Annotated in this window: 15 protein-coding genes; 8 read left to right on the forward strand and 7 right to left on the reverse strand. The window is 35.1% G+C overall.

The window, feature by feature from the left end:
* Positions 1-212: 212 nt before the first annotated feature.
* The 4 genes from BST93_RS12605 to BST93_RS14220 all read left to right on the forward strand — a co-directional run bounded on the left by BST93_RS12605 (position 213) and on the right by BST93_RS14220 (position 3,789).
* Positions 213-2,099 carry an ABC-F family ATP-binding cassette domain-containing protein gene (locus BST93_RS12605; protein WP_105019444.1) on the forward strand — a complete coding sequence of 629 codons (1,887 nt, stop codon included), beginning with the start codon at positions 213-215 and terminating at the stop codon, positions 2,097-2,099.
* Between the two features lie 97 nt (positions 2,100-2,196).
* On the forward strand, positions 2,197-2,868 hold the full coding sequence (locus BST93_RS12610; RefSeq protein WP_219843757.1) for an O-methyltransferase: 672 nt from the start codon (positions 2,197-2,199) through the stop codon (positions 2,866-2,868).
* A 48-nt stretch (positions 2,869-2,916) separates the two neighbouring features.
* The gene (locus tag BST93_RS12615) at positions 2,917-3,609 is read left to right on the forward strand and encodes an ABC transporter ATP-binding protein (RefSeq protein WP_042277744.1); all 693 of its coding nucleotides are present in this window, start codon (positions 2,917-2,919) and stop codon (positions 3,607-3,609) included.
* Between the two features lie 3 nt (positions 3,610-3,612).
* Positions 3,613-3,789, forward strand: coding sequence for a hypothetical protein (locus BST93_RS14220; protein ID WP_157539265.1), 177 nt, complete (start codon positions 3,613-3,615; stop codon positions 3,787-3,789).
* Between the two features lie 146 nt (positions 3,790-3,935).
* Here BST93_RS14220 and BST93_RS12620 read toward each other — a convergent pair whose 3' ends face one another.
* The 6 genes from BST93_RS12620 to guaB form a co-directional block, all read right to left on the reverse strand.
* The gene (locus BST93_RS12620; RefSeq protein WP_082586952.1) at positions 3,936-4,088 is read right to left on the reverse strand and encodes a DUF4295 domain-containing protein; all 153 of its coding nucleotides are present in this window, start codon (positions 4,086-4,088) and stop codon (positions 3,936-3,938) included.
* Between the two features lie 7 nt (positions 4,089-4,095).
* Positions 4,096-4,278 carry a 50S ribosomal protein L33 gene (rpmG, locus tag BST93_RS12625; protein ID WP_042277742.1) on the reverse strand — a complete coding sequence of 61 codons (183 nt, stop codon included), beginning with the start codon at positions 4,276-4,278 and terminating at the stop codon, positions 4,096-4,098.
* 19 nt (positions 4,279-4,297) lie between these two features.
* Positions 4,298-4,537 carry a 50S ribosomal protein L28 gene (gene rpmB, locus BST93_RS12630; RefSeq protein WP_042277739.1) on the reverse strand — a complete coding sequence of 80 codons (240 nt, stop codon included), beginning with the start codon at positions 4,535-4,537 and terminating at the stop codon, positions 4,298-4,300.
* A 64-nt stretch (positions 4,538-4,601) separates the two neighbouring features.
* Positions 4,602-5,852, reverse strand: coding sequence for a competence/damage-inducible protein A (locus BST93_RS12635; protein WP_105019446.1), 1,251 nt, complete (start codon positions 5,850-5,852; stop codon positions 4,602-4,604).
* A gap of 1 nt (position 5,853) precedes the next feature.
* Complete coding sequence (locus BST93_RS12640; protein ID WP_105019447.1) at positions 5,854-6,468, reverse strand: fumarylacetoacetate hydrolase family protein; 615 nt, start codon at positions 6,466-6,468, stop codon at positions 5,854-5,856.
* A gap of 1 nt (position 6,469) precedes the next feature.
* Positions 6,470-7,945 (reverse strand): IMP dehydrogenase, encoded by a 1,476-nt coding sequence (gene guaB / locus BST93_RS12645; RefSeq protein ID WP_085775087.1) that lies wholly within the window; start codon positions 7,943-7,945, stop codon positions 6,470-6,472.
* Positions 7,946-8,333: 388 nt separating this feature from the next.
* Between guaB and BST93_RS12650 the strand changes: the two genes are divergently transcribed.
* The 4 genes from BST93_RS12650 (at position 8,334) to BST93_RS12665 (ending at position 14,577) form a co-directional block, all read left to right on the forward strand.
* Complete coding sequence (locus BST93_RS12650; RefSeq protein WP_105019448.1) at positions 8,334-9,536, forward strand: DUF4856 domain-containing protein; 1,203 nt, start codon at positions 8,334-8,336, stop codon at positions 9,534-9,536.
* Between the two features lie 72 nt (positions 9,537-9,608).
* Positions 9,609-10,721, forward strand: coding sequence for an imelysin family protein (locus tag BST93_RS12655; protein WP_105019449.1), 1,113 nt, complete (start codon positions 9,609-9,611; stop codon positions 10,719-10,721).
* A 78-nt stretch (positions 10,722-10,799) separates the two neighbouring features.
* Positions 10,800-12,173: an HTTM domain-containing protein gene (locus tag BST93_RS12660; protein ID WP_105019450.1), complete on the forward strand. Its 1,374-nt coding sequence runs from the start codon at positions 10,800-10,802 to the stop codon at positions 12,171-12,173.
* Positions 12,151-14,577 (forward strand): TonB-dependent receptor domain-containing protein, encoded by a 2,427-nt coding sequence (locus BST93_RS12665; protein WP_308736876.1) that lies wholly within the window; start codon positions 12,151-12,153, stop codon positions 14,575-14,577. The genes BST93_RS12660 and BST93_RS12665 overlap by 23 nt, the downstream gene beginning before the upstream one ends.
* Here BST93_RS12665 and BST93_RS12670 read toward each other — a convergent pair.
* Positions 14,574-15,368, reverse strand: a complete 795-nt coding sequence (locus BST93_RS12670) for a class I SAM-dependent methyltransferase (protein WP_105019451.1) — start codon at positions 15,366-15,368, stop codon at positions 14,574-14,576. The genes BST93_RS12665 and BST93_RS12670 overlap by 4 nt on opposite strands.
* Between the last annotated feature and the right edge of the window lie 183 nt (positions 15,369-15,551).

A 15,551-nucleotide genomic window follows, 5' to 3' on the forward strand; every position in this document is an offset into this window, starting at 1 on the left:
ATTTTTACAAATATACTCCTTATTAAAAACTGACAAACCTTTTAACGAAGATACTTCACGCTTTACCTTGATCTAAGTCCTTAGTCTTTCATACTCACTTTTTTAGTTACTCATTTTTGTTGATATTTTAAACCTTCTTTTTACTGCCCAATAAAAGAGTTATTAAAAAATAGCAGTGTCATACAGATTATATTTGCAACAAATAAACACCTATGAATTACATCACTGTTGAAAATGTTTCGAGAGCCTATGGAGAACGTGTATTGTTTGAAAACATTTCACTAGGGATTAATCAAGGACAAAAAATAGGGTTTGTTGCCAAAAATGGTCTAGGTAAAACATCTTTACTTAACATTATTGCTAGACAAGAACAACCCGATAAAGGTCAAGTAAATTATAGAAATGGCCTTAAAACAGCATTTCTATCACAAGAACCTAATTTATCTGGAGAAATCACTATTGAACAAGCTATATTAGAAAGCGATATTCCTACTATTCGTATTACCAACGAATACGAGAAAGCCCTTCAAAATCCAGAAGATACAGAGAATCTTCAGAAGTGCATGGATGCAATGGATGCCGCAAACGCCTGGGATTTTGAAACCAAATACACGCAGATCTTAGCTAAACTAAAACTCAATGACCTAGATCAAAAGATTAAAAAATTGAGCGGTGGCCAAAAAAAACGAGTTGCAATGGCCATAGCTTTATTATCAGATCCACAACTTCTTATACTTGATGAACCTACTAACCATCTAGACCTTGAAATGATAGAATGGTTAGAAGAGTTTTTTAAACAAGAAGATTACACTCTTTTAATGGTAACTCATGATAGGTATTTTTTAGATAGAGTGTGCAATGAAATTATAGAACTGGATCAAGGGAATTTGTACACTTATAAAGGAAACTACGGGTATTATGTTGAAAAAAAACAAGAACGTTTAGATCTAGAACAAACTACTCAAGAAAAAGCTCAGCAGTTATTTAAAAAAGAACTCAATTGGATGCGCAGACAGCCCAAAGCTAGAACCACCAAATCCAAAAGCAGAATTGACGATTTCTACAAGATAAAAGAAGTAGCTCATAAAAGACGTAAGGATCACAATGTTGAGTTAGAGATAAACATGCAGCGATTAGGCACCAAGGTTGTCGAGCTACATAAAATATCAAAATCCTTTGGTGATAAGCGTATTTTTAACGAATTCTCTTACAACTTCAAGCGTGGTGAAAGAGTAGGTATCATTGGAAAAAACGGAACAGGAAAATCCACCTTTTTAAACATGCTTACTGGAAATCTTCCTACTGATTCTGGCAAAGTGGTTATTGGTGAAACTGTAAAAATAGGATACTACACACAAGCTGGTATCAACATCAAGCCAGGACAAAAGGTTATTGATGTGATTAAAGAATATGGCGAGTATATTCCCTTGAATAAAGGAAAGGTAATAAGTGCCAGTCAACTACTTGAAAGATTCTTGTTTGACAACAAGAAAAAGCACGATTTTGTAGAAAAACTTTCTGGCGGTGAACGTAAAAGATTGTATTTGTGTACCATTCTTATTCAAAACCCTAACTTTCTAATCCTTGATGAACCTACAAATGATCTGGACATACCTACCTTGAATGTTCTAGAAAATTTTCTAATGGACTACCCAGGATGTATTCTTGTAGTTAGCCATGATCGATATTTTATGGATAAAATTGTTGATCACCTGTTTGTTTTCAATCCATCAGGAACGATAACAGATTTCCCTGGTAACTACAGCGACTTCCGCACTTATGTTGGTTCAACAGATATAGAATTAGACAAAGAGAAGAAAGAAAGTGAACCTGCTCTTATAAAAGAGACCTCAACTGGATCAAGTACAGAAAATTCAAAAGGACCTAGTCGAGAACAACAAAAACAACTATCACGATTAGAAAACAAGATCAAGAAATTAGAAGAACAAAAACAACGTTTACAAAACAGTTTCTTGGATCCAGAAATCACTCCAGAATCCATGACTGCAAACTCTATTGAGTTGGAAAAAATCAAAGAAGAACTCGAGGAAATAGAGATGGAATGGCTTGAGTTAAGTGAGGAAATTAGTTCGATGTAGTTAAATGGTGTTTCTTAACTACATTCCTCATTTGCTTAAATCCGTTCATTTACACGGGATTCATTCTCCTTTTATTTTCGATTTTCAGCATCAATGTTTGTATGACAAAAAACGATACCAGGATTACGATGAGCTTTTACGCTTTCGCGAAAGCGTAAAAAACGACAAACAAATTTTAAAAGTTGAAGATTTCGGTGCAGGAAGTAGGATTTTTAAGAATAATATTAGGAAAACGGATGAAATCTTAAGACACAACTGCAGCACAATAAAAAAGACAAAAATTCTTTTTAGAATTGCTCGTTACTTTAAGATTGAAAATGCACTGGAACTAGGTACTTCCTTGGGTCTAGGATCTCACGCCCTTTCTACAGCACAACCTAAAGCCTTAATAGATACAGTAGAAGGATCAAAAGAAGTATCACAATTTGCGAGTGAACGACTTAAAAATCACCTTAACGTTAAGGTTCATAACAATCAATTTTTAGAATTTCTACACAGCAATCAGTGTAAACCTAATTACGACCTTATCTTTTTAGATGGTCATCATGATGGTACAGCTACCGTAACTTACTTTAACGAGCTATTAAAACACAGTCATGATCAAACTATTTTTATATTAGATGATATCAATTGGTCAAAAGATATGAATTCTGCTTGGAAAACCCTACAAAAACATCCTAGAGTAACAGCAAGTATTGACACTTTCAAGTGGGGTTTTATCTGGACAAGACCAGAACAGCGACAGCAATCTTTTCATATATTTTTGTAACAACATTTTCCTATATACGTCCTATATTTAGCAGTAAGAAAAATACATATGAGTGAAAATGTCATTGAGGTAAAAAATATAATACGTGATTTTAAACTAGGTCAAGAAACCGTTCACGTCCTTAAGGGAATAAATTTAGATATCAAAAAAGGTGATTATGTCGCCCTTATGGGACCATCAGGTAGTGGAAAATCTACTTTCATGAATTTGTTAGGTTGTTTAGATACGCCTACATCTGGAGAGTACCTTTTAAATGGTACCGCTGTTTCTAGCCTTAATGACAATCAACTAGCAGACATACGAAATAGTGAGATAGGATTCGTTTTTCAAACCTTTAATCTACTGCCACGTACCACAGCTCTTGACAACGTAGCTCTTCCTATGGTGTATGCAGGAAAATCTAAAAAAGATAGACACGCACGAGCTAGCGAAGTGCTTAAAAGTGTAGGTCTTGAAGATAGAATGGATCACAAACCCAATCAGTTATCCGGTGGACAAAGACAAAGAGTAGCAGTTGCCCGTGCTCTTGTAAATAAACCTTCCATCATTCTAGCCGATGAACCTACAGGTAATCTAGATTCAAAAACTAGTGTTGAAATTATGGCTTTATTTGATGAAATTCATGCTAATGGCAACACAGTTATTCTAGTAACTCATGAGGAAGATATTGCAGAACACGCGCACCGAGTGATACGTTTAAGAGACGGATTAATTGAAAGCGACATTAGAAATCCTAAATAAAAAATGGAAGATTTTTTCTCAAATACGAAAGACTGGATCTACATAATAGCAGTAGTAGTTGCTTTCTTCATTTTTTTAGGCTGGAATCGTAAACAGCAAGCAAATAGAAATTCTAGAAAAAGAAGGGACTTTAAAAAATCCTTTAATGAAAAGAAGAAAGATCGAGACTCGTTAAACTAACGTGGATACTATTCTTGGACAAGAAAGATTATTCAATTTACTTAGTAAGCTTGAAAATAAATACAACAATCTCCATTTAATAAAAGAAAACATAAAAAGCCCGTATAATTAGCATTATACGGGCTTCATCATCTTAACTAACCAACTTATTTCTTATTTAAGAAATCGTTTACTTGTTCTGGTGCCATGATAGCACTTACAAAAGTATAGGCACCTGTCTTAGGCGATTTAACCATTTTGATCGCCTTAGTTAATCTTTTTGACCCAGTTTGAAGAGTCGCTACTGATTTCTTTGCCATGTCTTACTTATTTAATTTCTTTATGAACAGTCATGCGCTTTAAGATCGGGTTGAACTTTTTAAGCTCTAAACGATCTGGCGTATTCTTTTTATTCTTTGTAGTGATGTAACGAGAAGTTCCAGGTTGCCCAGTAGCCTTGTGCTCAGTACACTCTAGAATTACTTGTATTCTATTACCTTTCTTTGCCATCTTATCTAATCTTTATGAATTACTTAGTTAAGATTCCCGCAGCACGAGCTTCTTTCACTACTTGAGTAATTCCTTTTTTATTGATATTCTTAATTGCCTTAGCAGAAACTTTTAAAGTAATCCACTTATCTTCCTCTGGTAGATAAAATTTCTTCTTGAAAAGATTAACGTTAAACTTGCGCTTAGTCTTATTCATAGCGTGAGAAACATTGTTTCCTACCATCGCCTTCTTACCAGTAAGTTCACAAACTCGTGACATGATTATCTGTGTTTAAAATCGGACTGCAAAATAACGAATATTTATTCAATCCCACAAGTATAATTTACAAGCTTTTTAATATTTCCTGCTGCAACATCTCAAAAGCTTTATTTACAGACTTTTGCACAACTCGTTCTCTATGATTTCCCATAAAAAATTCCATTGCATAGGTATTAGTTGGTGTAGCGATTCCTATAAACACTGTTCCTACTTGCGCATCACTATCTCCTTTGGATGGACCAGCATTTCCTGTAGTAGCAATTGCATAATCACTTTTGAAAATCCTCTGAGCTGCAGCTGCCATAGCTTGTGCAACAGGAGCACTTACAACAGAATGTTTTTCTATAATAGATGCATCTACACCTAACACATCAACCTTGGACTGAGTAGCGTATGTTACAGTACTACCTTTGAATATTTGGCTCGCTCCAGGAATTTCAGTCAATAGATTAGCAATTTTACCACCGGTACAACTTTCGGCAGTGGACAATGATTTTCCTGACTTTTTAAATAATTCGGTTACTTGAACTGCCAGTGAATCATCATTCCCTTCACCTACTACAATATCTCCTATAAGCTCGTATAATCGCTCTACCTGTGAATCAACTCGTTGTTTAACTTCTTCTTCTTGCGCTCCTACACATGACAACCTTAACCTTACAGTACCTAGTGATGGTAAATAAGCCAGTTTAATATCTATAGGTAAAGCATTTTCCCAATCTGCAATTTTAGTAGCAATGGTGCTCTCTCCTACTCCAGCAGTAATTATAGTACGATGATAAATAAATGGTAGGTTACCTATTTTTTTAATTTCAGGTAACACATGCTCACTCATCAAGTGCTTCATTTCAAAAGGAACTCCAGGCATTGAAATAAATATAGTATTATTCCTTTCTAACCACATACCAGGAGCGGTCCCGTAACTATTTTTAAGCAGTTTTGCTTTTGATGGTACTAGTGCTTGATTCTCGTTTAAAGCCTCCATCGGCTTTTTGACATAGTGCTCAAACAAATACTTGACATGCTCCAGCACTTCTTCATTTTTGACTAGAGTGTCATCAAAATACTCAGCCAGTGTAAGCTTGGTCACATCATCTTTAGTAGGACCCAAACCACCAGTAATGAGTACGATATCTGATTGTGATTCCGCTTTCGCGAAAGCGGATATCATAGAATCCTTATCGTCACTAGTAGTTATTATCTCATTGACTTGAACTCCAATTTTATTAAGTTCTTGTGCCATCCAAGCAGAATTAGTATCTACTATTTGACCTATTAAGATTTCATCTCCAACTGTGATGAGCGTTGCCAGCATATTATTTTACTTTAATGCGGAACATTTCTTGACCTGCTAATGTTCCTGTAAGTACGTCGTTCTCTTGAACTCTAGAAACTCCTGCTGGAGTTCCAGTAAAAATCAAATCGCCTATTTTAAGAGTGAAAAACTGAGATACATAAGCTATGAGCTCATCTATTTTCCATAGCATGTGAGACGTATCTCCATCTTGCTGCAGTTGCTCATTTTTATATAACTGAAATTTTAGATTATCGAGATCTCCTAGATTTTCCTTGTTTATAAAATCGCGTGATACCACAGCAGCTCCATCAAATGCTTTAGCCTTTTCCCATGGTAGTCCCTTTTTCTTGCAATTGGATTGTACGTCACGTGCTGTAAAATCAATTCCCAGTCCCACTTCGTCATAATATTTATGAGCAAATTGAGGTTCTATATACTTACCTATTCGATTGATTTTTACAACAACCTCTACCTCATGGTGTACGTCGTTTGTCCATTCTGGTATAAAGAAAGGTTGTTTGTGTAATAAGATTGAAGTATCTGGCTTAAGAAACACTACAGGCTCTTTAGGCTTTTCATTTTCGAGCTCGGCGATGTGTTCCGTATAATTTCTCCCTATGCAAATAATTTTCATATTACTTACGACTATAATTAGGAGCTTCTTTAGTAATAGTCACATCATGAGGATGACTTTCGTGAACACCGGCGGCAGTAATTTTAACGAACTTCCCACTGGATTTAAGAGCATGGATATCTCCTGCACCACAATAACCCATTCCAGCTCGCAAGCCTCCTATAAATTGAGTCATGCTTTCAACTAGATCTCCTTTAAAAGGAACTCTTCCTACTATTCCTTCAGGAACTAATTTTTTAATATCGTCCTCTACATCTTGGAAATATCGATCCTTGGAACCGTGTTGCATAGCTTCAACCGATCCCATTCCACGATAAGATTTAAATTTACGTCCATCGTAAATAATGGTTTCACCAGGAGACTCTGTCGTTCCTGCTAGTAATGAACCCAGCATTACACAGTCTGCTCCTGCTGCGATAGCTTTTGGAATATCTCCTGTATAGCGTATTCCACCGTCGGCAATAACTGGAACTCCTGTTCCTTTTAATGCATGAGCTACTTCCATCACTGCACTAAGTTGAGGAAAACCTACACCTGCTACCACACGAGTGGTACAAATAGAACCTGGCCCTATACCAACTTTGACTGCATCGGCACCAGCATCAGCAAGATATTTAGCAGCCTCACCAGTAGCTACATTACCGACAACCACATCTAGATCAGGAAATTGCTTTTTTACAGTTTTTAATACTTCAACCACACCTTTTGTATGCCCATGTGCTGTATCAATTACAACAGCATCAACTCCTGCTTTTACTAGTGCCGCAGCTCTATCTACAGCATCATGTGTAACACCTATTGCAGCTGCCACTCTTAACCTACCGTACTCATCCTTATTGGCATTAGGTTTTAATGTAAGTTTTGTGATATCTCTAAAAGTAATAAGACCGATCAATTTATTTTCATCATCAACTACTAGTAGCTTTTCAATTTTGTGTTCTTGTAGAATTTCCTCAGCATCTTCAAGGCTTGTACCTTGTTTTGCAGTGATTAAATTTTCTGAAGTCATTACCTCAGTTACAGGTTTTTCGTTATCCTTTTCAAACCTAAGATCTCGATTTGTAACGATTCCTTTTATAAATCCTTGTTCATCAACAATAGGAATTCCTCCAATTGAATGCTCACGCATACTCGCTTTAGCATCGCCTATTGTTGCTTCAATAGTTAATGTAACAGGATCGATAATCATTCCGCTTTCCGCACGTTTCACACGACGTACTTTTTGAGCCTGCGCTTCTATAGTCATGTTTTTATGCAATACTCCGATTCCTCCTTCTTGCGCCATTGCAATAGCCATGCGGCTTTCAGTAACTGTATCCATAGCAGCACTTACAACTGGAGTATTGAGCGATATGTTACGTGTAAATTGGGTTTTAATACTTACCTCTCTAGGTAAAACCTCACTGTATGCCGGAACAAGAAGAACATCGTCATAAGTAAGTCCTTCTCCTAAAAATTTTGAATCGTGGGAAATCATGCAATTAGAATTAATTGCATGCAAATATAGTTAATTAATTTGTGCTTTAGATATGTAAAGAAGGTCCTTTTAGTTGTTTGATATTGTAGAAGGTATTTAGCTTTTATAAGCTATTATATTAGACAACAAATCTTGACAGTTACTGGTATTTTGGAAAAATGAATCGTCCAAAAGTATCAAAATAGATAACAATTTGACGGGCATGAGCTTTACAAATTCTAAATATTAATGCAATTAACGCCTTTACTAGAGCAAAACACTGAAATTAAAACACTGTATACTAAAGATTTAAAACTTAAACTTAAAAAAACTAAATTATCTTTATTTATTCTAAATAAGGGTAATATTTTTGCAGACAATTATTTTAATTAAGTCTAAATTATATTAAATGAAATTTTTTCCTAAACTTCTTCTTGCTGCTGCAACAGCTACGATGATAATAAGCTGTGATAATGATGATGATGCAATCACAAGTGTAAGCGCTCCTAGTAATTATTCGTTTGAAAGAAATGGACAAACTAGTGTTTCATATTCTGGTCAAACTGATAGAATACTTATGGCCGAGGAAGTTCTAGATGGATTGAAAGACCCTTCTTTTTCTTTAAATACATTACAGGCTCAATTTGACCATACTCAAGGGCAAAACAACTTTTCTGATCCTGCTTTAAATTCCAGTACAAAAAGTGTGCGTTCCAAAGTAGCCGCTAGTTCTGACTATTTCTCTTCTAACTCTGTAGATCAATCTAGCATCAGAGCTGATTTTGATGGTTGGATTTCAAGCCAGGTAAACAAATTATACGATAACGGCTCATGGGTAAGCACAACGGCTAGCCCTGGTGTAGCTGGACAATTACAGGAAGCTGGTGGTGGAACCGTTAGATACTTCAATGAAGATGGTCTAGAATACGATCAAGCAGTAGCTAAAGGTTTAATAGGTGCTTTGATGGCCGATCAAATGCTTAATAATTATCTATCAACATCTGTATTAGATGCTGGAACAAACCGCGAAGACAATACTAACGGTGTATTGGTAACTGATAAGAACTACACCAATATGGAGCATAAGTGGGATGAGGCGTTTGGATACTTGTATGGTGTTGACAATGCGTTAAACCCAGTTCTAGATGTTGATTCATTTTTAAATAAGTATTTGGAAAGAACAGAAGGAGATGCAGACTTTACTGGTATTGCTCAAGATATCTATGACGCATTCAAATTGGGTAGAGCTGCCATCGTGGCTGGAGATTATGATCTTAGAGATCAACAAGCTAACATTATTAGAGAAAAAGTTTCTACAGTGATTGCTAGAATGGCTGTTTTCTATCTAATTGATGGTAAAGAAACTCGAGGTGCAAATCCAGCTGCTGGACTACACGATTTATCAGAAGGATTTGGCTTCATCTACAGCCTACAATTTACTAGACAACCTAATAGTGAAATACCATATTTCTCAAAAACAGAAGTGGATGCATTTATTAACACACTGCTAGACGGTAATGGTTTTTGGGATCTAACAGATGCTGAGATTGACGCTATGGCAGCTGATATTGCTTCAACATTTGACTTTACTGTTGAAGATGCACACAATTAATTAGATTATTAGTAATAACTCATCTATCCAACCGACGTAGAATTAAAATTTAAAAAGTACCATTATAACAATATGAGAAAAATTGGAATTTTATTCATTACAATGATTGCTTTTATATCATGCGATTCAAGTGATGATTCTAGTGATAACGGTAATCAAAATAACTTTGACAGGTCTGGAATGATGACGAATATTGCTGATAATTTAATCATTCCTGCATTCACAGATTTAAACAATGATTTAGCCACACTGGAAAATGAAATAGCAAGCTTTAGTACTTCGCCAGATCTTGCTGGTTTAAATGCAACTAGAACAGCATGGTTAAATGCCTATACAACCTGGCAGTATGTTGAGATGTATAACATTGGAAAAGCTGAAGAGGTTCAGTTAGCTTTTAAAATGAATGTTTATCCAACGAATGTAACAGATATTCAAAACAACATTTTAGATGGAAATGCCGATTTAAATGCTGTAAATAACAATGATGCTGTTGGTTTTCCTGCTGTCGAATATATGATATACGGAACAGGAAATGATGATCAAGAGATCATAGACTTTTATTCTACTGATAGTAATGCTAGTCTTAACAAACAATACTTAATTGATCTGTCGGCAGCAATGAAATCTCTTACTCAGGAAGTTCTTGATGATTGGAATAACGGTTTTAGAGATTCATTTGTGAATAGTACAGAAAATACAGCTACTAGCGCATTGAATAGACTGGTTAATGATTTCATTTTTTATTATGAAAAAGGATTAAGAGCAAACAAAATAGGGATTCCAGCAGGAATTTTTTCTAGCAGTTCTTTACCAGATCGTGTAGAAGGTTTATACAGTGAAGTATATAGCAAACAACTAGCGACAACAGCTTTAAATGCTGTTAGACAGTTTTTTACAGGACAACACTACAACAGCTCAACTACAGGATTAAGCCTTTCTGATTATGTTACGGCTAGTGAAACTGACGCCAACAATTCTTTGTCTACAGAGATAAGTAATCAGTTCGAGACTGCACAAAATCAACTGAGTACTCTTGACGCTAATCTTTCATCTCAAGTGAACACCAATAATACTGCAATGTTGCAAACTTATGATGAATTGCAACGAGCTGTCGTATTACTAAAAGTTGACATGCTACAGTTATTAAACATTAATGTTGATTATGTTGATGCCGATGGTGATTAACAAAATGTAAAACTACCAAGTGATAAAAGCTGATTTTCTTTCAACAAGTTAGGAAATCAGCTTTTACTTTTGCAGCCCATGAAAGAACACATTAAATCCTATTTATTACAACCTATAAATTCAGCGCCACTGGCTGTTTTTAGGATAGGGTTTGGTATAATGATGTTTTTAAGTATTATTCGATTTTGGAGTAATGGCTGGATTGAAAAGCTATATCTAGAACCAAAATTTCATTTTTCCTATTACGGGTTTGAATGGGTAAAACCATTGGGTAATATTACCTATCTCATTTTCTTCATTTGTGGTTTAAGCGCTCTCTTTGTAGCGCTAGGCTGGAAATACAAATGGGCGATTGTCACGTTCTTCCTGAGTTTTACTTACATAGAACTTATGGACAAAACTACTTATCTCAATCATTATTATTTTATTAGTGTAGTCAGTTTTGTACTTATTTTTTTGCCTGCTGGTAGACGATTTAGTATTGATAATTACGCTTTCTCGAAAGCGAATAAAAAACCATTACCACACTCCATTCCTCGATGGACTATATTGAGCTTGAAAGTATTGATATCGATAGTGTACTTTTATGCTGGTCTGGCCAAAATTAATTCTGATTGGTTACTGCGAGCAATGCCATTAAAAATCTGGCTAAAATCTAAATATGATCTTGCGTTTATCGGCGAAAACTTAATGCAGCAGGATTGGTTCTATTATGCCATGAGCTGGTCTGGTATGTTATACGATTTAACCATTCCATTCCTTCTACTATATAAACGAACAAGGTGGTTTGCTTATATATTGGTTATCATTTTCCATGTATTCACACGAGTTTTATTTCCAATCGGCATGTTTCCTTATGTAATGATTGTGAGTGCTCTCATCTTTTTTGATGCATCATTTCACGAGCAAGTACTCGCTTTAATCAAGAACATAATACCTGAAAAAATAAAACACTGGATCAAACCTAAACCGATATCTTATAAACCATCACGAGTAAACTTGATCATTGTGAGCACGGTTATAGCTATACAACTGCTACTACCATTTAGACATTTACTATATCCCGGAGAGTTATTCTGGCATGAACAAGGTTTTAGATTCTCATGGCGTGTGATGTTGATTGAAAAGGTAGGCTACACCTCTTTTAAGGTCGTAGACAAAAAATCGGGAGAAAGTTTTATGGTGGATAACACTGATTTTTTGAGTTCGTTCCAAATTAAACAAATGAGTTTTCAACCTGATTTTATCTTGGAATACGCTCATTTTTTAGAGGATCATTTTACCAAACAAGGCCATTCTAATATTGCTATCTATGTAGATAGTTATGTAGCACTTAATGGTAGGAGAAGCACTAGGTTTATTGATCCAGAAATAGACTTGACGAAGGAAAAAGAATCATTTAAAAACAAAAACTGGATAATTCCATTTAATGATGAGATTAAAGGCTTATAGTTATATCATATCGTTGTTGTTACCTCTTGCAGTTATATCACAGACAACTGTAACTGGTATCATCACTTCTGTTGATACTGGTAAACCTGTTGCAGGTGTTACTATCTATGAAAAAACAGGAAAAACTCTTGCTACTACAAATATTAAGGGTGAGTATAATTTCACAACTGAGCAACAAGTTCTTGAAGTGGTTTTGTATGCATTTGAATATGAAAGTGTTGAGACAACGATCGACCTCAATCAAAAAAGCACATTAAATTTTACCCTATCTCCGTTAGGATCTACACTAACTGAGGTTGAAATCAATGCACGAAAAGCGAAAATTTTTGAGCTTCAGCGTCTTAAAGATGTTGAAGGAACTTCCATATATGCTGGTAAAAAAAATGAGGTGGTTTTAGTTAATCAATCAACCGCTAATCTGGCATCCAACAACGCTAGACAAATATATGCTCAAGTAACTGGATTAAATATTTATCAAAATGATGATGCAGGATTACAATTAAACATTGGTGGTCGTGGATTAGACCCTAATAGAACATCAAACTTTAACACGAGGCAAAATGGTTATGATATAAGTGCTGATGTTCTAGGATATCCAGAAAGTTATTACGCACCACCGGCTGAAGGTCTAGAGCAAATTCAAATTATAAGAGGAGCCGCGTCCTTACAATACGGTACTCAGTTTGGTGGATTGGTTAATTTCAAAATGAAATCTGCTCCTAAGAATAAAAAACTTGAACTAGTTACCAGAAACACAATAGGTAACAACGGCTTGTACACCAATTTCACAAGTGCCGGTGGTACTACGAATAAGCTTAGTTATTACACCTATTTTAATTATAAAGAAGGTGATGGTTTTAGACCAAATTCCGGTTTTAATTCTCGTAATCTATTTACAAAATTAGGTTATGACTTTAATGATAAAACTAGTGTTACTGGTGAAGTAACCCTATTGAATTATATTGCCCAACAAGCAGGTGGACTTACCGATGCCATGTTTGAAGAAAATCCGTATCAAAGTAATCGAAGTAGAAACTGGTTTGAAGTAGATTGGTTACTTTGGAATTTGAGAGTAGATCATAAATTTTCAAATAGTACGAGGTTGAGTGCTAGTCTTTTCGGATTGGATGCCAGTAGAGATGCGTTAGGTTATCGCTCTAATAGAGTGAGCTCCATTGATCCTGGTGAGGAAAGAGATTTGATAAAAAACGATTTTAAAAATTATGGGATAGAACTAAAGTTTTTGACTGAATACAAATTGGCTGGAAAAAAGTCTATCCTTTTATTAGGTTCAAAATATTACAATGCAGACAATAGTTCGCAACAAGGTCCTGGAAGTGAAGGCAGTGATCCAAATTTTGAATTTCAGACAGACCGCTTTCCTAATTACCCTAATCAAAATGCCTACAGTAACCCTAATTTAAACCTGTCTTTATTCGGTGAAAATATCTTCTACATTAATGATAAATGGTCTGTAACTCCAGGTTTTAGATTGGAATACATTAAAACAGAAAGTGATGGATTTTTTGAAAGAATCAATACTGATGCTGCAGGAAATGTAATATTAAGAGAACGGGTAAGTGAAGACTTAACTAACGAACGTAGCTTCTTATTAGTAGGATTAGGTTCCAGTTATAAGCTTAATAAGAACATCGAGTTTTATGGAAATCTATCACAAAATTACCGATCTGTCACCTTTGCCGATATAAATACTGTCAACCCAGCATTTATAATTAATCCCAATATTTCTGACGAAAAAGGATTTACTGGTGATCTAGGAGTAAGAGGGAATTACAAGAATGTTTTTTCATACGATGCCAATATTTTTACCCTTTTCTACAACGACAGGATTGGATTTGTTCAACGTGCTCAAAATGATGGTAGTGTAAAAACAGAAAGAGGAAATGTAGGTAATGCCATCATATATGGTATAGAATCATTAATTGATTTTAATCTAAACGAACTCTTCATTAAAAACAATTCTTACGTAGCAAATCTATTCTTCAATACATCGCTTATTCAGTCAGAATATGTGTCTAGCGATGTTAATGGAATTGAAGGTAATGAACTAGAGTTTGTTCCTAGTTTAAACTTTAAAACCGGATTAAAATTTGGCTACAAAAACTTTACCTCTAGTATTCAGTTTACGCATTTATCACAACAATTTACCGATGCATCAAATGCTCAAGAAGGAAATCTTAGCGGTGTTATTGGCGCTATCCCTAGTTACCAAGTAATGGATGTATCAGCTAGTTATAAGTTAGGGCGTTTCAAGCTAGAAACAGGAATAAATAATCTATTTGATCAGGCATATTTTACAAGGAGAGCAACAGGATATCCAGGACCAGGAATTATACCTAGTCCCAATCGCAATTACTATGCAACACTCGAGATTAAATTTTAATTAGGTTTGACAGCTTTAATCTCAAAAATTAAAGGATAAAGTTGTTCGTTTAAATAAAACAGTTCATCATTACCTTTATACATATTGGGAAAGACTTCATAAGGACTTCCATCATGTTCATTAAAATAATCAATAGTCAACCCTGCATTTATAAGCGCTTGTATAACCTCACTTAATGAATGATTCCAGCCGTACTCTTTAGAAATCATATCAGATTTTGAAGAGCCATAGGTTCCTTGATATTCCTCGTAAATTACGTCTTGTTGACTATAATGATATTTCATAATTGCGGGTTTTGTGGTGTAGTCAAACATCCACGCAATGGGATGAAATTCTACGATATAAAAAACACCACCTTTATTAAGCCGCTGTGCGATCATTTGCGCCCAAGGCTGTAAATCTGGCAACCAGCCTATCACACCATAACTAGTAAACACAATATCAAATGTGTCATTCACATAGGTACTCGTGTCTAGAACATTACATCTTATAAAATTAGCTGGTAAGTTCAAATTTGCACTTAAATTTTTAGCAATTTCAATAGCCTCGTCCGATATATCTATGCCAGTCACATTTGCTCCTAGATGAACCCAGCTCAGTGAATCTTGACCAAAATGACATTGTAAATGAAGCAACGATTTCCCTCTTACATCACCTAGTGCTTTGATTTCATAAGAGTTCAATGAATTTTTCGCTTTCGCGAAAGCGTCCCTATCATAAAAATCTCCTTCATAATGTGCAATAGCCTTCTTATTCCAAGTGGCTCTATTCACATCAAAATATTCTTTCATATTGATAATATCAGACCTCTAAACTACAATATTTCAAGGTTTTAACTAATGTTAAAAAATCGTTAAACTACACGATTTAATTACAATTTACCCAATTTAACAACCATGCAATAAATTGAATATCAATATATTAAAACGCAAGGAAAATATTTTAACGCATTTCATCCTAAATTTAATTGCGTT

This window comes from Nonlabens tegetincola (genome assembly GCF_002954355.1).
GTDB classification, from domain to species: Bacteria; Bacteroidota; Bacteroidia; order Flavobacteriales; family Flavobacteriaceae; genus Nonlabens; species Nonlabens tegetincola.